General features: G+C 36.8%; 18 protein-coding genes. 13 read left to right on the top strand and 5 right to left on the bottom strand.

Annotated features, from left to right (window positions below):
* Positions 1–396: 396 nt before the first annotated feature.
* Positions 397–1,077, top strand: a complete 681-nt coding sequence (locus tag RRB46_RS07895; RefSeq protein WP_311538115.1) for a SprT family zinc-dependent metalloprotease — start codon at positions 397–399, stop codon at positions 1,075–1,077.
* Positions 1,078–1,112: 35 nt separating this feature from the next.
* Here the strand turns inward: RRB46_RS07895 and RRB46_RS07900 are convergent, their stop codons facing one another.
* On the bottom strand, positions 1,113–2,540 hold the full coding sequence (locus RRB46_RS07900) for a hypothetical protein (protein WP_311538116.1): 1,428 nt from the start codon (positions 2,538–2,540) through the stop codon (positions 1,113–1,115).
* Between the two features lie 133 nt (positions 2,541–2,673).
* Between RRB46_RS07900 and RRB46_RS07905 the strand changes: the two genes are divergently transcribed.
* Positions 2,674–3,510 carry a DUF4300 family protein gene (locus RRB46_RS07905; protein ID WP_311538117.1) on the top strand — a complete coding sequence of 279 codons (837 nt, stop codon included), beginning with the start codon at positions 2,674–2,676 and terminating at the stop codon, positions 3,508–3,510.
* A gap of 156 nt (positions 3,511–3,666) precedes the next feature.
* Here RRB46_RS07905 and RRB46_RS07910 read toward each other — a convergent pair whose 3' ends face one another.
* The 4 genes from RRB46_RS07910 to RRB46_RS07925 form a co-directional block, all read right to left on the bottom strand.
* Positions 3,667–3,948: a kinase to dihydroxyacetone kinase gene (locus tag RRB46_RS07910; RefSeq protein ID WP_311538118.1), complete on the bottom strand. Its 282-nt coding sequence runs from the start codon at positions 3,946–3,948 to the stop codon at positions 3,667–3,669.
* Positions 3,949–4,336: 388 nt separating this feature from the next.
* Positions 4,337–5,449 (bottom strand): toxic anion resistance protein, encoded by a 1,113-nt coding sequence (locus RRB46_RS07915; protein ID WP_311538119.1) that lies wholly within the window; start codon positions 5,447–5,449, stop codon positions 4,337–4,339.
* Positions 5,446–6,546 (bottom strand): 5-bromo-4-chloroindolyl phosphate hydrolysis family protein, encoded by a 1,101-nt coding sequence (locus RRB46_RS07920; RefSeq protein ID WP_296130054.1) that lies wholly within the window; start codon positions 6,544–6,546, stop codon positions 5,446–5,448. Before RRB46_RS07920 ends, RRB46_RS07915 begins: the two co-directional genes overlap by 4 nt.
* 102 nt (positions 6,547–6,648) lie before the next feature.
* Positions 6,649–9,504, bottom strand: coding sequence for an insulinase family protein (locus RRB46_RS07925; RefSeq protein ID WP_311538120.1), 2,856 nt, complete (start codon positions 9,502–9,504; stop codon positions 6,649–6,651).
* A gap of 1,264 nt (positions 9,505–10,768) precedes the next feature.
* Between RRB46_RS07925 and RRB46_RS07930 the strand changes: the two genes are divergently transcribed.
* From RRB46_RS07930 to RRB46_RS07980, 11 genes are all read left to right on the top strand, one after another.
* A complete protein-coding gene (locus RRB46_RS07930) occupies positions 10,769–11,758 on the top strand; it encodes a Gfo/Idh/MocA family oxidoreductase (RefSeq protein WP_311538121.1) in 990 nt (329 codons plus the stop codon).
* Positions 11,759–11,958: 200 nt separating this feature from the next.
* The gene (locus tag RRB46_RS07935; RefSeq protein WP_296129814.1) at positions 11,959–12,963 is read left to right on the top strand and encodes a PTS sugar transporter subunit IIB; all 1,005 of its coding nucleotides are present in this window, start codon (positions 11,959–11,961) and stop codon (positions 12,961–12,963) included.
* An 8-nt stretch (positions 12,964–12,971) separates the two neighbouring features.
* On the top strand, positions 12,972–13,790 hold the full coding sequence (locus tag RRB46_RS07940) for a PTS mannose/fructose/sorbose transporter subunit IIC (RefSeq protein ID WP_296129812.1): 819 nt from the start codon (positions 12,972–12,974) through the stop codon (positions 13,788–13,790).
* Positions 13,791–13,799: 9 nt separating this feature from the next.
* The gene (locus RRB46_RS07945; RefSeq protein ID WP_296129809.1) at positions 13,800–14,738 is read left to right on the top strand and encodes a PTS system mannose/fructose/sorbose family transporter subunit IID; all 939 of its coding nucleotides are present in this window, start codon (positions 13,800–13,802) and stop codon (positions 14,736–14,738) included.
* A gap of 1 nt (position 14,739) precedes the next feature.
* Positions 14,740–15,096 (top strand): DUF956 family protein, encoded by a 357-nt coding sequence (locus tag RRB46_RS07950; RefSeq protein WP_311538122.1) that lies wholly within the window; start codon positions 14,740–14,742, stop codon positions 15,094–15,096.
* Positions 15,097–15,249: 153 nt separating this feature from the next.
* Positions 15,250–15,639 (top strand): PH domain-containing protein, encoded by a 390-nt coding sequence (locus RRB46_RS07955; protein WP_296129804.1) that lies wholly within the window; start codon positions 15,250–15,252, stop codon positions 15,637–15,639.
* Between the two features lie 213 nt (positions 15,640–15,852).
* On the top strand, positions 15,853–17,913 hold the full coding sequence (gene fusA, locus RRB46_RS07960) for an elongation factor G (RefSeq protein ID WP_311538123.1): 2,061 nt from the start codon (positions 15,853–15,855) through the stop codon (positions 17,911–17,913).
* Between the two features lie 11 nt (positions 17,914–17,924).
* Complete coding sequence (locus RRB46_RS07965; protein WP_311538124.1) at positions 17,925–19,916, top strand: alpha-amylase family glycosyl hydrolase; 1,992 nt, start codon at positions 17,925–17,927, stop codon at positions 19,914–19,916.
* On the top strand, positions 19,916–20,440 hold the full coding sequence (locus tag RRB46_RS07970) for a GDSL-type esterase/lipase family protein (protein WP_311538125.1): 525 nt from the start codon (positions 19,916–19,918) through the stop codon (positions 20,438–20,440). The genes RRB46_RS07965 and RRB46_RS07970 overlap by 1 nt, the downstream gene beginning before the upstream one ends.
* A complete protein-coding gene (locus RRB46_RS07975) occupies positions 20,421–21,290 on the top strand; it encodes a mechanosensitive ion channel family protein (protein ID WP_297689065.1) in 870 nt (289 codons plus the stop codon). Before RRB46_RS07970 ends, RRB46_RS07975 begins: the two co-directional genes overlap by 20 nt.
* A complete protein-coding gene (locus RRB46_RS07980) occupies positions 21,277–21,504 on the top strand; it encodes a DUF951 domain-containing protein (protein ID WP_311538126.1) in 228 nt (75 codons plus the stop codon). The genes RRB46_RS07975 and RRB46_RS07980 overlap by 14 nt, the downstream gene beginning before the upstream one ends.
* Positions 21,505–21,734 lie beyond the last annotated feature (230 nt).

A 21,734-nucleotide genomic window follows, 5' to 3' on the forward strand; every position in this document is an offset into this window, starting at 1 on the left:
CTATAAAATTTATAGTTGGACTAGATTGTGATTTTTAGGGGACTTTTGATTTTAAATCAGTAAGAAAAAGGCTACATACATACAAAGTAATTCGTCATAATAAAGAAGATTTTTGAAAAAAATCTTCCCTTTCTGCACTCCGCCTAAGGAGCCGAGAGGGGGTGAGTCTCCATGAGCCGACGGGCTAGCTGGAGGTTTAAGGAGGGGCATGAGGGGGATTTTGCCCTAGCGGCCGAGAGCGCGGTCGCCCCCTTCGCCCCTCCTTTAGGCGGAGTCATCAGCTTGATGACAATAATTCATTATGAGATAAAATAACGAAGAATTAAAGTAAATAATAATATTATCTTGGATAATAAAGAAAAATATTCCTATCTTGGATAGGAAAAGGAATTTTTTATGAAAACCCAAAGGACAATAGCTTCTTTCTCCCTTACTTTAAGAAAGAGGAAAAACCAAAAAAATATCATTTTAAAGGTCACTCCACCTTTTGGGGACCTTGTTCTTTCTGCGCCCTTCCATATTAGTAATAAGGACCTTGAAGCCTTTGTAGAAGCTAGGAAGGATTGGATTATTAAAAATCAAGCTAAGTTTGCTAAGGCTAGGAATACCAGGGATGAAGGGCTTATTTATCTTTGGGGCAGGGCCTATAAGCTTGAATTTATTGAGGATAATAAAAATACTTTTAAGCTTTGTGATTCAAAAATAATATTTTTTTATAAGGATGATTTAAGTAGACCTTTAAAAGATAAGCTCTTAGATGATTTTTATAGAAAATCTTTAGAAGCTAGGATAGCTGAGACTATTAAAGAGGCTGAAGATTTGACAGGCCTAAGGGCAGATGCTTATAGGCTTAGGAAGATGAAGACTCGTTGGGGGTCTTGTAATATTTCTAAGAAGCGAGTTTGGCTTAATACAAACCTTGCTAAGTATGAGCCTATCTGCCTAACCTATGTCCTTGTTCATGAACTTTGCCATTTGCTTGAGCCTAACCATGGCAAGAGATTTTATGCCCTCGTTGAGAGGTTTTTTCCAGAATATAAAAAGGCCGAGGCCCTACTTAAGGAGCCTAAGCCTTAAAAAATTAAGCCGGCTAGTTGCCGGCTTTTGCGTTTTTATTTATTGTAGTCATCTCCAAATAATTTGTAGGCTTGATCTTGAATACCTTCACCACTTACAAATTCAAAGACTCTGATGTCTTTGCCATTGTCATCTTTCATCTTGTAGACTCCTAGTGGTAGGGCCCAGACATTTACTACTTTTGATCCGTCGGCTGCATCGTAGGTGTGATTACGCCTATCGCCTAGGAATTTAAGCTTAATGATTATATTTTCGCCAGAATTTAGGCTTGCCCTTAGGAAGTTGTCCCATAGGCCAAACATGTCGTTGTCTGGCTCTATTTCTTTCTCATCTATATAAGTCCCTCTGATTTTAATTATTGGTTGGTCCTTGTCAGCCTTTAGGTCTAGGCCGCTTATGCCTATGTCTTTGAATTTATCCTTAAACTTCTCGGCAGATTTCATGTAGGCTAAGATATCTGCATTTTTCTTTAGGAATTCTTGGGACTTGTCCAAATCTATGATGTCCTTGCCGCCTTTCTTATCATCTTCATAAGAATCTAGGACCATTTTAGCTAGGTAGTCAAAGTCTAAATCATCTGTTGGTTCATCCTCATCTTTTGAAGCATAGTCGTCTTGGTATTCTTTAGATATCTCATCCATAGCTCTTTTCCATCCTGCTTCAAAATATGTTAAGTAATTCTTGCTGTCTTTTTTAGCACTCTTTTTCTTCTTATCAATTAACTCTGACATAATAATATAGTCTTTGTTACCGTAATTTTCATCATGTGCTGATAGAGCGAAAACATTTATCTGTCCATTTGCGATTTGATTATCTGTCATTTCAATAGAATTAATTTCCCCTTCACTTAAAGAATTTACCTTTGTTTTAGGTAGGTGGATTTTAAAAGTCTTGCCTACATTTTTGTCGAAATATGAACATCTCATATAGTTATGGATAAACTCCATGCCATTTTTCTTTACTTTTTCTTCCTTATCTACAGGAGTTTGGTAGTCTAGGTTTGTAAGCTTGATTTCGTAAGTCACATCATCGATTTTCTTTACTAGGTCAAATTTGGCCTTATAGAGGCAGGTTGAGAACATATTTCCATTGCCATAAAGAGCTGCACCGTCAATGTTTCCGTTTTCATGGAAATAGATTACATCTGATCCACTTCCAGGAAAGCTTGCAAATTCCTTACCAGCGAGCTCTTTAAAGAGGTCAATTGATTGGTTTTTCTTTACTTTTTGAGCTTTTTTATCATTTACTTCTACCCTATCAAGGATATTTCTTTTTTGCTCGCCAAGACTTAGGCCCTCTTCATCTTCATTTTCATCTTCAAGGTCTAGGTCATCATTTATCTCATCTTCTTCTGGATAACTTGCAATAATATCTTCTCTGTTAGTATCTTTAGCATTTCCCTTGCTATCACAAGCGCTAAGCACTAGGGTCATTGCTAAAAGACTTAATAGAATTTTTTTCATATTCATGTCCTTTCTTCTTGTTAAGATAATTATATCATATTGCTTTAATATGTAAAAAGTTTCTTGCAAATAAAATGAAAACTGGAAATTATTTCTGGTATAATATAAGATATTTAGGGAAATAGGAGATAAAATGAAAAAAATATTAACAATACTTGCCATGGCCTTGATTTTGGGGGCCTGTGGCCAAAAAGATAAGGCAATAGAGTCTAAAAAAGAAGTACAAAACCAAGCCATAGAGCCAGGTCTTAGCAATATGGTGGATGAGGCGAGTCAAAAATTTGTGGAAGATAGCCTTAAGGAAAAAATTAATTCCGCCAGAGTAGATAGTTTTATGAAGCTTGTTAAGGATTATAACGAAGCTGTTGGTCCAGACCTACTTGTTGATGGTTTTATAAAGGATATAAACAAGACCTATGATACAGGCAAAATTATTAATAGGAGGGATGGGCAGGATTTAATAGATACTAATTGCAGGATAAATGCCTTTTTGCTTAGCGCTGATGAGCTTACTAATAAAAACCAAACAGAAATCGATGATTCCATGCTATTTACCGATTTAGATATGATTAAAAAGGGAAAAATCTTTAACGATGATGAAACTTTGAAATTTAGGGAGTTTTTTACAAGCATTCCAACAGAAGGATCTAAAGATCCAGCTGTCCAGGGCAAGGTTGCCGAAAAATATTACCAAAATTGGACCTATTCGGAAAAATTTGACCTAATATCTGTAATGATCCATGACAAATTAGACGGAGATAAGCTTTTTATCGGCCATATTGGGGTTTTGACTGAAATAGATGGGGGATATCTTTTTGTAGAAAAAATATCCTTTGAGGAACCTTATCAAGCTATTAAGTTTAAGACAAAAGAAGACTGTTACAAGTATCTAAAAGATAAGTTTAAGGACTTCATAGACCCAGAAGCCGCTCCACCTTTTATTATGGATAATGGTAAATATGTAGAGTAAGCGTTGAAATATAAAGAAAAACCCAGCTATTAAGTTTTACTTAATAACTGGGTTTATTTTTAACCTTGCAAGCCGTCTGCTATTCTGCCTCAAAGAGCCGGCGGGCTAGTTTACTACATCATGGATGTCGCCAAGGCTTGCTAGCAAGCCGATTTACTAACCTTGTAAGCCGTCTGCTTGTCTTTGCATATTTTCGACGACTACATCGTGGATGTCGCCTAGGCTTGCTGCGTATTCTAGGACTTCCCATGGTTTGTTGGAGTGGAAGTGGATTTTTATTAAGTCTTCATCTCCAACTGCAAGTAGGGAATCGCCATCTAGGTTTTCTGAAATATAGTCAAAGATTTCATCTTCGTCTAGGTCTTCATCTGTTCTTGCTATTAGCATTTGGCAATCAAATTTGAATTCGATTTTTTCGCCTGGTTTAAAGTCGTGCATTATTGTTTTCCTTTCTTTATCCAAGATAAATTATTTTTATTAATTTATATACTTCGTAATTTTATTATTTAATAAATTATAGATATATACTATTTTGCTTCGTTCAAGGGGGAGGGCCAAGGACCCTTTCGCATGGGTCCTCATCGCCCTCCCCCTTACACCCCCTCTTCGTTACACCCCACAAGCGACTCCTTGCGGAGGGCGAACATAGTAGATTGCCTTTGGCAATCTTATTTTTGGTATTAGGAGGGATTTATTTACAATATAAATTTAAAAATAAATATTGAATTATATTTTTCAAATTTTACATATATCTCGTGCTATATCCGAGTTAACAAGGGATTATCCTTAATTTGCAGCATAACAATATTTCTAACTATATTATACTTTAATTTCTTTTTGTTAGATTTCTTTTTAATTCGGCTTCTAGGTTTGCTATTTCTGTCTTGGCTTGTTCTCGGTTTTTCTTGCCTTCTATTTGGATGTTTCTTACTTCTTCTATAGTTGTTATTAGGGCTTCGTTGGTATGTTTTATTGTTTCTAGGTCTATTATTCCACGCTCTGTTGCCTTGGCGGTTTTGATGGTGTTTTGTTTTAGGGTGTCGGCGTTTTTCCTTAAGAGTTCATTGGTTAGGTCGGTTACCCTTTGTTGGGTTCTTATAGCCTGGTCGGTGTGGTTCATGCCTAGGGCTAGGACCATTTGGTTTTTCCATAGTGGGATGGTGTTTACAATAGTTGTTTGGATTTTTTCTGCCATTATGGAGTTTGATGATTGGACCATCCTTATTTGTGGGGCCATCTGGATTGATACCATCCTTGTTAGGTCTAGGTCGTGGAGCTTTTTCTCAAAGCGGTTGGCCTGGGCCTTTAGGTCGTTTACCTTTTGGGCATCTAGTGGGAGGTTGCTTGCTTGAGCCTTAAGCTCTAGGGCTGGGATGTCGTTTTTGTAAAGGTCAGCTAGTTTTCTATTACCTGCCTCGATATACATGGAGATTTCCTTGTAGTAGTCTTCATTTAGGTCATACATCTGATCTAGCATTGATATATCCTTCATGAGGGTTATCTGATGATTTTCTAGAACCTTTGCCACGTCATTTATGTTTTTTTCGGCTGATTGGTAGCGAACTTTGAGGTCTTCTAGTTTGTTGGTGGCTTTTTTGAAAAAGCCGAGTGGACCAGATGGTTCATCATCTTCCATGTGTCTAATATCAACGACTACCTTGTCAAGGAGGCCTCCGATTTCTCCCAGGTCTTTGTTTCTTACGGTATCTAGGGTTTTTTCTGAGAAGTTTGAGATTTTCTTTTGGGCTCCTGACCCGTATTGCAAGATGATATTTGTATTTTCCAGGTCAATTTTTTTGGAAAATTCATCTATCATCTTTTCTTCTGCTTCTGAAAATGTGATTTTATTTTCTATTAAGTCTGGGCTATCATTTGTGATTGCTTCTAGTTTTGGGTCATTTTCTTCTGCGCCATCTAGGCTTAATTTGATGTCACTCATTTTTCACTCCAATCATTTTCTAGTAGGCCTTCCTGGTTTAGGATTAGCTCTATGGTGTCTATGTCTGTTTTGACATCCATAGCCCTGTCGCTTAAGAGGTCTACCTTGATGTTGTCAAAGGCTTCTCCTATGGTTTTGATTGAATTTTCAATCTCTGCCATGGCCTTTCTTATCTTCATATCATCTGTATTCATCAGCTCAAATTCTTCGAAGGTTTCTATTAATTTGAGGGAGGTAGGCATGTAATAGTCGTTAAATTTTGTAAGGCTTGTTGCCTTTTGTGGATACTTTTTGACTATGTTTAAGATGTCAGCTATATTTGTGAAAAGAACAGAAAGCTTGGCCTTAAAGGATTCTGATCTTATGTTTGATCCTGATTTATTCATCTTTTCTAGGATTTGGTCTGAATTTGTGATTATATTTTCTGCCTGGTCCTTGTTAATATCTTCAACTGACACATCATCAGAAATTTCTTCCCTTTTATAGTAAGGAAGGCCTGCCATTTTTTCCTTGTAGAGCTTGAAGGTTGGTATATCAAGGATAAAGATTGAATCATTTTCTACAATTCTTGCTTGTTTGAAGTAGTTTTGCTTCATAAAATATAGCAAATCATTGATTGTCTGCTTCTCACTCTGGCTTACCGCACTCGCCAAATCTTTTATTGAAATAATAGTATTTTGCCCTAGCTCCCTTTTGAATCTGGAATAGTTTATGGCCAGGCGCTTGTTGTTATTGGCTATTTGCCACATGTAGATAGGTATGCCTATACCTACACCAATTAGCAATGATTTAAATATAAAATTTGCTAAGCCATTATAAAGTAAATCATCTAGGCCTATGCTAATGCAGGTAATGCCAATAAGGACTGCAAAGAATTTAAGGCCATTAATCCTTCCTGGACCAATTGGATTTTTTTGCTCGCACACATTTGGGTCTCTTATGGCTGGTAGATTTGTAGAAAATCCTTTGCTAAAGCCATTTATAGCTGATGTTACTGAATTTTTGATTTTTTGCCCGATTGAGGCAAAGTCTATATTATCTAGGTCGAAATCTAAATCGTCTAGGTCAAATCTAAAATTATTATTTTTCTTTGCCATTTTTTCTCTCACTTTCATTTTCTATTATCATTATACGCTAGCTCAATATAATTTAAATAGAATTTAATATATTTAAGATTATTTTTTGAAAAATTTAATATATCAATCTTTTAAGTCTATGACCTTATCAAAGATATCCTTGTTGGCAAAAATATCTTCCCTAGATCCAAAAACTGTTATATTATCAAGGTCCATGGCTTTTTTGAAATCATCTGCCATAGCCCTTATGTCTTCGATTTTTGTAGCCTTGATTTCAGCAAGGATTTCATCTTCTTTCTTGGCGTTTTTAATCCTAAAGTAGGAATAATCATTATCTGCCATTTGCTTTGGAGACCTAGGTCTTAGGATAGAGCCCATAGATGAGATTTTTTGGTTGTCAAAATCTCTCTGACTCATTTCAAGGTTTGCAGCAAGATCTGGAATTTGGTCATAGGCTGCTAGGGTTTTTTCTATATTTGGGTCCCTGTAGGAATAGGTGGCAAGGTTTAGGGCTCTGGTGATGGTCATGCCTGCCCCATAGGCTCCGCCCTTGGCCCTGATTAGGGAGTAGAGGTAAGGGTTTGAAATTATGGAGCTTGCTAGCATGTAAGAACCCTTAAAGCTTTTAGCCTCAAGCCTTGCTGATTTTGATACATAATTTACATTGGCATCTGATGCAATGGCTTCTTTTATGGCCTTTGGAGAAAATTCAATTTCCACATCTTCTGGCTTATCCTTAAGATTGACTAGAGACTTGTTGATTACATTCTTCATTATTAGGTAATCTTCTTTGGTTGCTGCAATATTTATTGAAAGACTCTTTGTAAAGATTTCCTTGTTAATTTTCTCTAGTTTTTCTCTTAGGCTTTCAAAATCACTTTCGCAAAGCTTGATAGTTTCCTTGATAAAGTCGTAATAGGCAAGTCCTGTTATATTTTCCTGGATGAAAGCAGCCTTATCTAGGTGGGAATTATTCCTATTTATGGCTATCATATGGCCTGAATCATACATTCTTGATTCGAAAATTGACTTTCTAATCCTTAAAAGCTCGAGGATTCTCGCCTTATTGTCAAAAATAGAATTAAAGCTGAAGTCATTTACGAGCTTCATGGCATCTTTTGCATAGGCCCTTAGGGTCTTAAAGCCAACTTTGAAATTCCTGTCAATCTTATCTGGACCTTGCCTAAAGTTTGTTATTGAAAAGTTGATAGAACCGAGTTTTTGCCAGATTATATCGTCAATTTCTGTATAGGAAATATTTTTTGTATCTATTGATGCAGCAAGCTCTGCAAAGATTTGGGCATATTTTAAATCCTCTAGGCTTAGGTGGTTGATATCAAAATAAAGCTCTGTATAGATTAGGCCTGCTGTGTTTAGGTCGTTGAAAACATATTGGAAAATTTCTTCTTCGACGAGTCTTTTTACTTTCACAGTTTCTGTTGGCACATCGTCTAGGTCAAGGACTGGGATTGTGGCCTTTTCTTCCTCGGTATTTTCCCTATTTTGGTAGGTTTCAAGAGCATTAAGAGAAGCCTTTATCTCTTCTAATTTTTCATTAGTCATTTTCTCATTGACCCTGGCAAGAAAATCCTTAAATTCGGCATCTTTCTTTTTATTGTAGTTCGAGCTTGGCTTTGAAAGGTGAATTAGCCTTGTAGGATTATCTATATAGAAATCTTTGATGAAGTTTTCATAATAATCTGTATCTATAAGCTCTCTTAGCTCTTTCAAATAATCCACGATTTTAAAGACTTCAAAAGGATCTGCGTCAAAGGACATGGCTAGGTAATAGCTAAGGCCTGCATTTACAGAATTTAGGTTTTCTAATTGGCCAAATTCAAAGAGAGAAAAGGCTGACTTAAGGGCTTCCTTATTTAGGCCTTGACTTGCTTCTTTTAGGCCAGTTTCAATTATATCTACAAAATCAGTAAGCTTATCTCCATCTGCCTTTTGAGCTTGGATGATAAGGCCAGAACGGTTGCCGTAGGCGTTTCTTGCGTAGAAATATTCTGGTGATAATTTTTCTTGGACTTCTAGTCTAATCTTTGATGAATCCATATTAAAAAGGGCATTGACAAGGACAGCTGCTGTGAGTGTTTTCTTTATATCCAGGCTTGAGTGGGTAAGCATGGCATAGGATAGGTAGTCCTCATTTTCATTTTCGCTTGCAGATGGATAAGTCCCCTCGATTGGACTATCGTAATGATTTTCCACAACTTTTATGGCAAGGTCTATATCTTTATAGTCATAGTGGCTTAAATATTCTTCATCAAGCCTCGTAAGATAGGCATCGATGTCATCTATATTTCCATAATAATAGATATAGGCATTTGATGGGTGGTAGTGGTTTTTGTAAAAGTCTACAAACTCATCAAAGGTCAAATCCTTGATATCAGCAGGATTTCCACCTGATTCGTACTCGTAAGGGCTGTTTTTGTAGAGGTAAGAATTTATTTCATTGCCTATGAGGCTTTCTGGATCAGAAAGAGCCCCCTTCATTTCGTTATAGACCACACCAGACACTCCCACGACCTTATCATTATCATCAAGGTCAAAATGCCAACCCTCCTGGTCAAGGATTTCCTTCTTTTCAAGGACAAGGGGTGCAAAAACTGCATCTGTATAGACATCAACTAGGTTTCTAAAGTCCTTGTCATTTTCACTAGAAACAGGAAAAACAGTCTTGTCAGGATAGGTCATAGCATTCAGGAAGGTTTGCAGGCTAGAAGAAGCCATATCCATAAAGGGATCCTTAGTCCTATATTTCTTAGACCCATTAAGAACAGAATGTTCCATAATGTGGGCCATGCCCCTAGAATTTGTAGGAGGAGTCTTAAAACCAATCCCAAAAGTCTTGTTAGCATCGGCCGACTTGGCAAAGACAACCCTTGCCCCAGTTTTTATATGCTTGTAGTAAAAGGCAGTGATTCCTAACTTGTCAAAGCCTTCACTTTTAATTAATTCGTAATTTTTATTCATCATATATCCTTTACTTTTTGCTTTTAAGATGATTATACCATTTTTATCCAAGATAAAGTATTTTAGGGGCTTACCCTAAAAATCCCTGTTTTATTATCAAAGATAGTTGGTTTATTATCCAAGATAATATTATTATTATTTACTATTTTTCTTCGTAACTTTATCTTTTATTAAATGATGATTATTTACTATTGAATCTTCGTCTCAAGGGGGAGCCCCAAGGGACCTTCCGCATGGTCCCTCATCGGGCTCCCCCTTGCACCCCCTCCCCGTTACACCCCCAGGCGGCCCCTAAAGCGGGGAGCATAAACAGAAGCTTGCCTTCGGCAAGCCACTCTTGGTAGATAGACCCCCTTGTATTAGCTATCTTTATTCATACCGATTTTGACATTCTGATGCCTAAAAATCTCAATCTAGTCCAAATATTTATTTTATATGCACTCTACATCTCAGCAGTTACAAAATTTTAATTTATACTCGTGCGTCAGGAGATTTTCTTAACGGCATCTCCATTTACAAAATCTCCCGACCTTGGAGAAATAGGTCTTTATTCTGATAGAAATATAACAACTAATTGGTTCTAAGGCTCGTTTGCCTTTGGCAAACATTGCGATAAGCGGGTCTAAATATTTATTTATTGGGAGATTTAAAATAAAAAGTCACCGTCAAGAAAATCACACTGACAGCCATATTTAAATACAAATACTGTAACTACTAAGACGACAAGTAACTAAAAAAATACAATTTGGGCTAGATTGTGATTTTTAGGGGAATTTTGATTTTAAATTAGTTTGAATAAAGCTAGATGAATACGAAGTAATCCACCATAATAAAGAAGATTTTTGAAAAAAATCTTCCTCTTCCGCACTCCGCTAAGGAGTCGCTTGCGGGGTGTAACGAAGAGGGGGTTAAGGGGGACATAAACGCCCCTTGATTTGGGGCGTTTATGCCGGAAACGTAGTGCGGTAGCACGGAGGAGTTTGCGTAGCAAACGGATTTCCGGGGCGATGAGGACCCATGCGAAAGGGTCCTTGGCCCTCCCCCTTTGGCGAAGTCATCAGCATGATGACAACAATTCATCATGAGATAACATAACGAAGAATTAAAGTAAATAATAATATTTTCTTGGATAATAAAGCAAAAAATTATCATCTTTGATAATAAAGTAGGGATTTTAGGGGCAAGCCCCTAAAATAATTTTATATTGTATAAAACCCCCACATTTTTGGGTATCAATATAGCAACACTTAATGAAAGGATTTTTATGAAATTAGGAATTATTGGGGCTGGAAAAATTGTCCAGGAACAGCTTACTTTTTTAAATGATATAGATGGCATTGATCTTGTTGCTATTGCGGCTACTAGCCGTAGTGAGGAAAAACTCAAAGATTTATGCCGAAGATATGAAATTGATAAATATTACACTGATTATGAGAAACTTCTTGCTGATGATGAGGTGGAAGTTGTTTATGTAGCCCTTCCTAATAATCTCCACTATGAGGTTATGGATAAGGCCCTTGATTATGGTAAGGATATTATTTGCGAGAAGCCTTTTACTGCTGATATAAATCAAGCCCTTAAGATTTTTAGGAAGGCTGAAAAGAAAAATCTAATCGTCCTTGAGGCTATGAGTAACCGCTTTAATCCAAATGCCCTAGCTGTTAAGGATAGAATTAAGGATTTGGGTAAGCTTAGGATTGTTTCTTTTAATTATTCCCAATATTCATCTATGTATGATGCCTTTAAAAAGGGTGAAATCGCCCCTGCCTTTAGTCTTGGACATGCTGGTGGAGCCCTTATGGACCTTAATGTTTATAATATCGACTATGTGATAAATCTTTTTGGAGCACCAGAAGATGTTAAGTATTTCCCAAATATTGAAAATTCTATCGATACTTCTGGGGTCATGGTGATGGATTATGGAGACTTTAAGGCTGTTTGTATAGGGGCTAAGGATTCTTCTGCAGAATTTTTGAATACTATCCAGGGAGATTTGGGTACTATTACTATAAAGGATGCCTTAAATTCTTTTGATACAGCCTTAATTTCTGTTAAGGGACATGATGATGAGCTTTTAGAACTTGATGAGACTAAGTCTAGGCTTTTTTATGAATGGATTGACTTTTCTAAAATCATAAAAGATAGGGATTACAAAAAGGCTAATGACCTTGCTGATTTGACCTTGGCCACTGGTCAGGCTATGAATCAAGCTAGGATTGAGGCGGGCATATTTTTCCCATCTGATGAGAATTAGTTGTTAAAAATTTGTTAAATTTAAATGAATTATGTTATAATTAACATAAGGTTTATTGGACAGATTTAAGATGTTATGTGTATTTTAAAAGATTCTAGATGTTTTTAAGTTTTGGAATCTGTGATTTAGGATTAAATCAGTTTTTATAACTGTTTAATAAATCAAAATATTTGTATTTTTAATACAAGAAAGGAGTTATTATGGTAGGAATTATCCTAGCAAGCCACGGGGCCTTTGCTGAGGGTATTAAGGAATCTGCTCAAATGATTTTTGGTAACCAAGATAAGTTTGAAGCGGTTGTTCTTAAACCTTCTATGGGGCCAGATGACTTTAGGGCAAATCTAGAAGCTGCTATCGAAAGGCTCGATTGCGATGAAGTTTTGTTCCTATGCGACCTTTGGGGAGGTACCCCATTTAACCAATCTTCTGCTGTTCTTGATGGACACGAAGATAAGTGGGCTATTGTCGCAGGTCTTAACCTTCCAATGGTTATAGAGGCTCTTAGCGAGAGATTTACTGAAGAATCTGCTCATAAGATTGCAACTACAATCATCACATCTGCTAAGGAGGGCGTTAAGGCTAAGCCTGATAGCCTAAATCCTGTTGAAAAGGCAGCTGATGCTGAAGCTAAGACTGATAGCGAAGTTGAAAAGAAGATGGTAGGTGGAACTATTCCTGAGGGTACTGTTCTTGGTACAGGAGAAATCGATATACCTGTTGCAAGAATTGACACCAGGCTTTTACATGGTCAAGTTGCAAGTAACTGGACTAAGGCTATAAGGCCTGACAGGATTATTGTTGTATCTGACAATGTTGCTCACGATGCTCTTCGTAAGCAAATGATTATGGAGGCTGCTCCTCCAGGTGTTCACGCTCACGTTGTCCCTATCAAGAAGATGAAAGAGATTCAAGATGATCCAAGATTTGGGGCTACTCGTGCCTTGCTTCTATTTGAAAAACCTCAAGAGGTTTTAGAATTCTTGGAAATGGGTGGTAAGCTTGATACTGTAAATATCGGATCTATGGCTCACTCTAAAGGCAAAGTCGTTGTTACAAATGTACTTGCCATGGACAAGGACGATGTTGAAACTCTTGAGAAGATTAAGTCAATGGGTGTTAAGTACGATGTAAGAAAAGTACCAGCTGACAGCCCAGAAAATTACGAATCTATTATCAAAAAAGCTAAAAGCGAATTAAATATGTAGGAGAAATTATGAGTATTTTTAATATTATTTTAATCGGCCTAGTAGCTTTCCTAGCTGGTTGTGAAGGTATTTTGGACCAATTCCAATTCCACCAACCACTTGTTGCTTGTACCCTTATAGGTCTTGTAACAGGCCATCTTAGAGAAGGTATTATACTTGGCGGTTCACTTCAAATGATTGCCCTAGGTTGGGCAAATATCGGTGCTGCAGTAGCTCCAGATGCGGCTTTAGCATCAGTTGCTTCAGCTATTATCATGGTTTTAGCCCTAGAAGGTGGAACAGCTGATCCGACTACAGCTATTAACACTTCTATAACCCTTGCTATTCCTCTATCAGTAGCAGGTTTATTCCTTACAATGCTTGCCAGAACCCTAGCTATTCCATTAGTTCACGGTATGGATGCAGCAGCAGAAAATGCTGACTTTGGCAAGATTGAAGCCCTTTCATGGGTAGCAGTAGCTATGCAAGGCCTTCGTATCCTTGTCCCAGCTCTAGCACTATGCTTTATCCCACCAGAAGTTGTAACAGAACAACTTAACAGAATGCCAGAATGGCTAACAGGTGGTATGGCAGTAGGCGGCGGCATGGTAGCAGCTGTAGGTTATGCTATGGTTATCAACATGATGAGTACAAAAGAAACTTGGCCATTCTTTGCCCTAGGTTTTGTACTTGCTGCAATTCCAAACCTAACCCTAATTGCCCTAGGTGTTATAGGTTGCGTACTAGCTGTAGTATACATGACCCTAAAACAACTAGCTACATCTAATAGCGGAAGCGGTAATGCCGGAAGCGGTGACCCACTTGGCGATATAATCAATGATTATTAAGGAGAAGCTATGACTGATAAAACAATAAATAATGAGAAAAAAATAAGTCTTTCAAGGTCTGCTCGTGTTAAGGTTTGGTGGAGACACCAATTCCTACAAGGATCTTGGAACTATGAAAGAATGCAAAATGGTGGTTGGGCTTTCTCTATAATTCCTGCCATCAAAGAACTTTACAAAGATAAAAATGACCAGGCAGATGCCCTTAAGCGTCACCTAGAATTTTATAATACCCACCCATATGTATCAAGCCCAGTAATGGGTGTAACCCTAGCTATGGAAGAAGAAAGAGCTAATGGTACACCAATAGAAGATGCGGCAATAAACGGGGTTAAGGTAGGTATGATGGGACCTCTTGCAGGTGTAGGAGACCCAGTATTCTGGTTTACCTTTAGACCAATCTTAGGCGCCCTTGGTGCATCTTTTGCATTGACAGGATCTCTTATAGGTCCATTAATATTCTTTATCGCTTGGAATGTTCTAAGAATGGTATTTGAATGGCAAACCCAAGAGCTAGGCTATAAGGCAGGTAATGAAATTACAAAAGACCTTTCAGGCGGTGTCCTTGGTAGGATTACAACCATGGCATCAATTTTAGGTATGTTTATAGTAGGTGCCCTAGTACAAAGATGGGTATCAATCAAATTTGCCCTAGATGTATCAGCTGTTCAACAACAACCAGGTTCATACATTGACTGGGCAGCCCTACCAGCAGGAGCTGAAGGAATCCAACAAGCACTTAAACAATTTGCAGATATAGGACCAACAGCTCTAGATCCAGTAAAAGTAACAACTTTACAACAAAACTTAGACTCACTAATACCTGGTCTAGTACCACTTCTACTAACCCTAGGTATTTGTAAATTACTAAAGAAAAATGTTTCTCCAATTACAATAATCCTAGCCCTATTTGTAATCGGTGTAATAGCTAAATTCTTTGGAATAATGTAAGATGGTCCAAAGCCAAAATTCAAGAGTCGATCTTAAAATAAAGGCTAATCTATTGGGAGGTCTCCTCAGCAGGGGGGACCTCCTTATAGGTAATAAGGCAATAGAATATTATAACGAAAGAGATGTAAGAGATTTTATACAGATTCCCTATAAGGAAATAAAACTTATAACAGCATCGGTAATACTTGATAAGAAAATATCCAGATTTGCCATTCACACCAAGGCAAACGGCGATTTTATCTTCAACACCAAAGACAACAAAAAAGTCTTAAGGGCTATAAATAAGTATCTACCAGATGATAAATTAAGAAAATCCCTTACTCTTATGGATTATCTAAAGAAAATTTTTAAAAGATAGGTCCTAATCGGGCTTAGACTGTGGATAAAGTAGATGAAAAGCGCAAACTCATCTACTTTTTCTATGCAATAGATAATAAGTATTTATATACAAAACAAGTAAGCATGATAAAAACGGGTATATATATCTAAAAGATATATTTAAGGAGATATTATGGCAACAATTAGCACAGGTCTTTGGGGAGATTCTAATGCTTTTAACTTGAAAGAGATTGACCCATCTAAGGTAAGAAGTGAGCTTTTAGATTTTTTTGTAGATGGCGAGGAAATCATATCTGCCTTTGAGACAATTAGAGACCAGGTTGTTTTTTCTAATAAGAGGATTCTTGTCGTCAATGTTCAAGGGATTACCGGCAAAAAGAGAGCTTATATTTCTTATCCTTATTCAAAGATCCAATATTTTGGTGTTGAAACTGCAGGTGTTTTGGACATTGATAGTGAGCTTTTCCTTGCCTTTAATGATGGCAAGTCTCTTTCTTTTGACTTTAAAACCAGCGTTGATATAGTTAGTATCTCAAAGGTTATAAGCTCATATGTACTTTAAGAACTAGTAAGTATAAACCGTCTACCCAAATAGATTTTATTTTAAAATAAATTCTAAAAGCCCTTTTGTAGCTCTAAGGCTGTGGGCTTTTTTATCAATAAAGTGAAAACATTTTCTTAAAAGGGTAGAAATTTATTGCAAGTTATTATATAATTATAGTATAAAAATAAAAATGGACACAAAATTAACAACAAGTCCAAGAAGGAGCAATATATGAAAAACTATAATACATCTAAGATCAGGAATCTCGCCTTGGTAGGGCATTCGGGAGCCGGTAAAACTTCACTTACTGAATCCCTTTTATTTAAAACTGGTGTTATCGATAAAAAGGGAAAAGTAGAATCTGGAAATACAGTTTCAGACTACGAAAAACAAGAGAAAAAGAGAAATATTTCCCTACAAACATCAATTATTCCGATAGAATACAACGATTATAAACTAAATTTCATAGATTCTCCAGGATTTTTTGACTTTGAGGGTGAAGTATTGCAGGCTCTAAGGGCAGCAGAATCAGCTCTCTTTGTAATAGATGGTGAAAAGGGCATAGAAGTTGGTACAGAGAAATATTGGAAATATACTCAAAAAATTAACTTACCTTCCATTATTTTTGTAAACAAACTTGATAAGGAAAACGCTAATTTTAATAAGGTTGTAAGTGACCTTCATATAGAATTTGGTAAAAATATCATTCCCCTAACCCTAATGCTTGGCGAAGGCGATGAATACGAAGGCATCATAGATGTCATGGATAAAAAAGCCTACACCTATCACAATGATGAAAAGGCAGAAGCTGAAATCCCAGAAATAAGAATGGCAGAGGTTGAAGAAGTTTACAACCAAGTCATAGAAGCTGTAGCTGAAAGTGATGATGCCCTAATGGAAAAATTCTTTGAAGGAGAAGAATTCTCAGAAGCAGAAATTAGAGAAGGTCTATCAAAGGCAATCCTAAATGGTAAAGTAGTTCCACTTATAGCTGGTTCTACAGAAAAAATGATTGGCCTAACAAGCCTACTTGACTGCATAATCAAATACATGCCAGCAATCGATGATGAAGCTGCAAATATAGGTTTTAGGGTGGCAGATGGTTATGAGGCTTTTGAAGCAAAAGAAGATGCGCCATTCTCTGCAGTAGTATTTAAGACCCTAGCAGACCCATTCTTAGGAAAGATTTCAATCTTTAAAGTCCTATCAGGTTCAATTTCAAAAGATGACAAGCTTTATAATGCAAGTAAAGATAGAGATGAAAAGATAGCTTCACTCTTCTACCTAAGAGGAAATGAACAAATAAAAACAGATAAGGTCGTAGCTGGTGATATAGGAGCCTTTGCTAAACTAGAAGCAACTTCTACTGGCGATACACTTTGCACTAAAGAAAACAAAATCCTTTACAAACAAGTTAAATATCCAAAACCAGTCCTATTCTACGCAATCAAGGCTGTAAGCCGTGCAGATGAGGATAAGATTTCTGAAGCTCTTCAAAAACTAGCTGAAGAAGATCCAAGCTTTGGCAACGAGATGAATAGAGAAACAAGCCAACAAGTCCTATCAGGTCTTGGCAATGTTCAGCTTGAAGTAATAATGGATAAGCTAAAAGATAATTATTCTGTAAATACTGAAATAGTAGAATATAGAATCCCTTATAGAGAAACAATCAAGGGCAAATCAGATGTTCAAGGTAAACACAAAAAACAATCCGGTGGTGCAGGTCAATATGGTGATGTATTTATCAGATTTGAACCAACAGAAGAAGACTTTGTCTTTGATGAAGAAGTATTCGGTGGAGCAGTACCTAAAAACTACTTCCCAGCTGTAGAAAAAGGTCTAGAAGAATCTCTACTAGAAGGCCCACTAGCAGGCTTTAAGGTAACAGGAGTAAAGGCAACCCTTTATGATGGTTCTTACCACCCAGTAGATTCTAACGAACAAGCCTTCAAAACTGCAGCAAGAATAGCCTTCAAAAAAGGTATAGAAGAAGCAGACCCAATCCTATTAGAACCTGTAATGGCTCTTGAAATCAATGTTCCAGATGCCAACATGGGTGATGTAATGGGAGATATGAACAAGAGACGTGGAAGAATCTTAGGAATGGAACCACAAGAAGATGGTAGCCAAATAATCAAAGCAGAAGCACCACTATCAGAAGTTCTAACCTATGCAATAGACCTAAGAAGCCAAACATCAGCAAGAGGAAGCTTCTCAATGGACTTTGTAAGGTATGAAGAAGTTCCAAAAGAAATAACCCAAAAAGTAATAGAAAATTACAAGAAAGACTAAGAGGAAATACTATGGCAAGATGGGAAATACTCGATATTGACCCTTATTTGAGTGATTATGAAAATGATATTAATCTAAGGATGGATCGATTACAAGAGCAAAAAAATAGGTTTTTAGCAGATGGCAAATCACTTAAAGATTTTGCCAATGCCCATAATTACTACGGCTTTCATAAGGTAAAAGGAGGCTGGATATATAGAGAGTGGGCACCAAATGCTGACGGTCTTTACCTAATAGGAGATTTCAATGGATGGGACAAGCACTCCCATCCTCTCCACAAAATAAATGACGAAGATTGGGAAATCTTTGTCGAAGGAATCAGGACAATACCACACAAATCAAGGATAAAAGTCCTAGTCGATGCAAATGGTAGACTATCAGAAAGAATACCACTTTATGCAAGAAGAGTTGAAAGAAACGAAGACTTTGACTATGCAATGATTTTGGAAAATCCTAGAAAAGAATTTGAGTGGACAGACCAAGATTTTGAAATAAAAAAAGACAATCCATTAATCTACGAAGCCCACATAGGAATGGCAGGTGAAGAAGGCAAGGTATCATCCTACAAAGAATTTGAAAAATATATCTTGCCAAGAATACAAAAAGCAGGCTATGACACAGTTCAACTTATGGCTATAGCCGAACATCCATATTATGGATCATTTGGCTATCAAGTCTCAAATTTCTTTGCACCATCTTCTTGGTATGGGGAAAATAACGACCTAAAGAGTTTGATAAACACAGCCCACCAAATGGGTCTAAATGTGATAATGGACCTAGTTCATTCTCATTCAGTCAAAAATACAGCCGAAGGAATCAACGAATTTGACGGTACCGACTATCAATTCTTCCATGCAGGCGGAGAAGGTAATCACCCAGACTGGGATTCTAAGCTTTTTGACTATCACAAGGCAGGAGTCAACCACTTCCTTCTATCAAATGTCAAATATTGGCTAGAAGAATACCACTTTGATGGTTTTAGGTTCGATGGGGTCACCTCCATGATCTACAGAGATCATGGTAGGGGTGAGGCCTTTGACAATTATGGCAAATATTTCTCAATGAATACAGACATAGATGCCTTAAATTATTTGCAAATGGCCAATGAATTAATTAGAGAAATCAAACCAAATGCTATAACCATAGCAGAAGATATGTCAGGTATGCCAGGTATGTGCTTGCCAGTAAGCCAGGGCGGCATAGGTTTTGATTATAGACTAGCCATGGGCATGCCAGATTTTTGGGAAAAAGCCCTAGATAAAAATGACTACGACTGGAACCTATCCAATATGTGGTACGAACTTACAACCCACAGACCAAACGAAAAAAGAATTGGCTATGTAGAAAGTCACGACCAGGCCCTAGTAGGTTCAAAAACAACCATCTTCAGGCTAGCAGATAAGGAAATGTACGATTCCATGTCAAAAGACAGCCACAACCTAATTATCGACAGGGCCATAGCCCTCCACAAGATGATAAGATGGATAACTATATCAATGGGAACAGATGGTTACCTAAATTTCATGGGCAATGAATTTGGTCATCCAGAATGGATAGACTTCCCAAGAGAAGGAAACGGCTTTTCCTATCATTACGCACGCCGTATGTGGTCCTTAGCCGATGCAGACTATCTAAAATACCAATACCTAAACGAATTTGATAGGGCTATGATAGAATTTGTAAAAGAATACCATCAACTAGGAAAAACAACCTACAGGCTATGGTTAGACAACGATAGAAAGATAATAGCCTTCAGAAATGGAGACCTAGTCTACCTATTTAACTTCCATCCAACAGATTCCTATGAATCTTTCCACCTACCAATCCACGATATAGGAGAATTCAAGGTTCTAATGGACTCTGACGAATTTAGATTTGGTGGTTTTGGTAGAATAAGCCACGATGTAACATATACAACAGAAAAACTTCCGGGCACAGACTATGATGGAATAAAAATTTATATACCATCAAGAACAGCCCTAGTCTTAAAAAAGGTCAAATAATGAAAATAATCGCATTAGGAGATTCTTTTACCCAAGGCTATCTAGTAGAAGAAAAATCATACACCCGCTTTTTACAAAAGGCGGGTTTTGATATTAAAAACCTTGGGGTAAATGGATCCACAACAGAAGAAATGTTAAACAGATACAAGAGATACCAGAAGTTGAAAGAAAAAGAAGACCTTCTTATAATATTTGGTGGGACCAATGATTTTATGAATGGTAAAAGCCTGGAGTTTGTAGAAGAAAATCTAAAAAGTATACTAAATATATCTCAGGCAAGAAAAACGATGCTAATAAGCCCTCCTTATATAGAAGAAGAAAAAAACTTCAGCTTCTATGAAGGAGTCAATAGAAAACTAAAGGCCCTAGAAGAAAAAACACATAGGGCGGATTACTATATAAGGGCAAGCCAAATTGACGGTCATTACCTAGATGGAATCCATCTAGCAAGTGATTTTCATCAAAATCTAGCTAGAGAAATAGAAAAAATCTTAGGAGAAGAAATTGACAGAAACAGCAAATGAGCAAATAGCAGATACCCTAGAAAAAACTCCTTTCATATCAGAGTTGGTAAAAAATCAGCTAATCTTAAAATTAGCTTCAACCCTGATAATGATAGTAATAGGGCTAGTATTCTTAAAAATAGCAAGAAAGCTAATAGACAAACTAATAGAAAGCGATAGATCAGGAAAGATAGCAAATAAGTCCAAGATAAAAACAGCAGGCAACCTCCTCTATTCTATAATAAAAACCGTAGTAGTATTTATAGTGCTAATAGGAATATTAGATTCTTTAGGAGTAAACACCTCAGCTCTAATAGCCACAGCAGGAGTCGGAGGTCTTGCCATAGCCTTTGCATCTCAATCCATAATCACCGACTTCATCAAAGGAGCTTTCATAATCCTAGATGATAAGATAAGAGTAGGAGAATGGATACAAACAGCAAGTGCAGAAGGAGAAGTTGAGGAGTTAAACCTTAGAACAACAAAGATAAGAGACTTCAACGGGTCAATTCATATAATTCCAAACTCACAAATAGAAAAGGTTCAAAACTTCAACAGAGGACCAGCTAAATCAGATGTAGCCTTTAGGCTATCTTATGATACGGATTTAAGGGTAGCTAAAGAAATAATAGACCAAGTATCAAAAGAACTAAAAAACAGTGAATACAAAAAAGACTTCATAGAAGAATTTAAATTTTTTGAAATAAACAGCTTTGATGAATTCTCATACAAAGTAAGAATGATAGCGGTAGTAAAAGCAGGCAGTCAATGGGCTATAGCAAGAAAAGCAAGAGAGCTAATAAAGCTAGAAATGGAAAAAAGAGAAATAAAAGCCAGCTTAGTGGGGTGTGAAACAAATGAAAAAATATAAAGTAGATGACATAATAACCCTAAAAAAGGGTCATCCATGTGGAGAAAACCTCTGGCAAATCGAAAGAGTAGGAGCAGACATCAAGCTAAGATGTACTGGTTGTGATAAGATAATATGGATGAAAAGATTAGAATTTGATAAAAGAATCAGAAAAATAAAAGATAAGAATGGAAAAATGGTAACAATAGTAAACTACGAGCCAGAAGAAGACTAAAAACGCAAGCCCTCCCTAAGGAGGGTTTTTTATTATAGAAAAAAGATAGAGATAAAAAATCATATATAAAGAAGCAAAAATAAATAGATAAAAAAATACAAAAAATATTTGACAAAGCTACAAGTAGGTGTTATAGTTATAAATGTCGATGCGGCAGGAACTAATCTGCAAGATAAAAAAATCATAAAAAAATGAAAAAAAGTCTTGACAAGATAAAAAACCTGTGGTAT

It is taken from the genome of uncultured Anaerococcus sp. (genome assembly GCF_963512375.1).
GTDB lineage: Bacteria > Bacillota > Clostridia > Tissierellales > Peptoniphilaceae > Anaerococcus.

Excerpts from the sequence above, each read along its gene's own strand:
- RRB46_RS07905 (WP_311538117.1), top strand. The coding sequence starts at position 2,674 with ATGAAAAAAATATTAACAATACTTGCCATGGCCTTGATTTTGGGGGCC.
- RRB46_RS07965 (WP_311538124.1), top strand. The coding sequence starts at position 17,925 with ATGGCAAGATGGGAAATACTCGATATTGACCCTTATTTGAGTGATTAT.
- RRB46_RS07935 (WP_296129814.1), top strand. The coding sequence starts at position 11,959 with ATGGTAGGAATTATCCTAGCAAGCCACGGGGCCTTTGCTGAGGGTATT.
- RRB46_RS07980 (WP_311538126.1), top strand. The coding sequence starts at position 21,277 with ATGAAAAAATATAAAGTAGATGACATAATAACCCTAAAAAAGGGTCAT.
- RRB46_RS07910 (WP_311538118.1), bottom strand. The coding sequence starts at position 3,948 with ATGCACGACTTTAAACCAGGCGAAAAAATCGAATTCAAATTTGATTGC.
- RRB46_RS07915 (WP_311538119.1), bottom strand. The coding sequence starts at position 5,449 with ATGAGTGACATCAAATTAAGCCTAGATGGCGCAGAAGAAAATGACCCA.
- RRB46_RS07955 (WP_296129804.1), top strand. The coding sequence starts at position 15,250 with ATGGCAACAATTAGCACAGGTCTTTGGGGAGATTCTAATGCTTTTAAC.
- RRB46_RS07970 (WP_311538125.1), top strand. The coding sequence starts at position 19,916 with ATGAAAATAATCGCATTAGGAGATTCTTTTACCCAAGGCTATCTAGTA.
- RRB46_RS07940 (WP_296129812.1), top strand. The coding sequence starts at position 12,972 with ATGAGTATTTTTAATATTATTTTAATCGGCCTAGTAGCTTTCCTAGCT.
- RRB46_RS07945 (WP_296129809.1), top strand. The coding sequence starts at position 13,800 with ATGACTGATAAAACAATAAATAATGAGAAAAAAATAAGTCTTTCAAGG.
- fusA (WP_311538123.1), top strand. The coding sequence starts at position 15,853 with ATGAAAAACTATAATACATCTAAGATCAGGAATCTCGCCTTGGTAGGG.
- RRB46_RS07920 (WP_296130054.1), bottom strand. The coding sequence starts at position 6,546 with ATGGCAAAGAAAAATAATAATTTTAGATTTGACCTAGACGATTTAGAT.
- RRB46_RS07900 (WP_311538116.1), bottom strand. The coding sequence starts at position 2,540 with ATGAAAAAAATTCTATTAAGTCTTTTAGCAATGACCCTAGTGCTTAGC.
- RRB46_RS07925 (WP_311538120.1), bottom strand. The coding sequence starts at position 9,504 with ATGAATAAAAATTACGAATTAATTAAAAGTGAAGGCTTTGACAAGTTA.
- RRB46_RS07950 (WP_311538122.1), top strand. The coding sequence starts at position 14,740 with ATGGTCCAAAGCCAAAATTCAAGAGTCGATCTTAAAATAAAGGCTAAT.
- RRB46_RS07930 (WP_311538121.1), top strand. The coding sequence starts at position 10,769 with ATGAAATTAGGAATTATTGGGGCTGGAAAAATTGTCCAGGAACAGCTT.
- RRB46_RS07895 (WP_311538115.1), top strand. The coding sequence starts at position 397 with ATGAAAACCCAAAGGACAATAGCTTCTTTCTCCCTTACTTTAAGAAAG.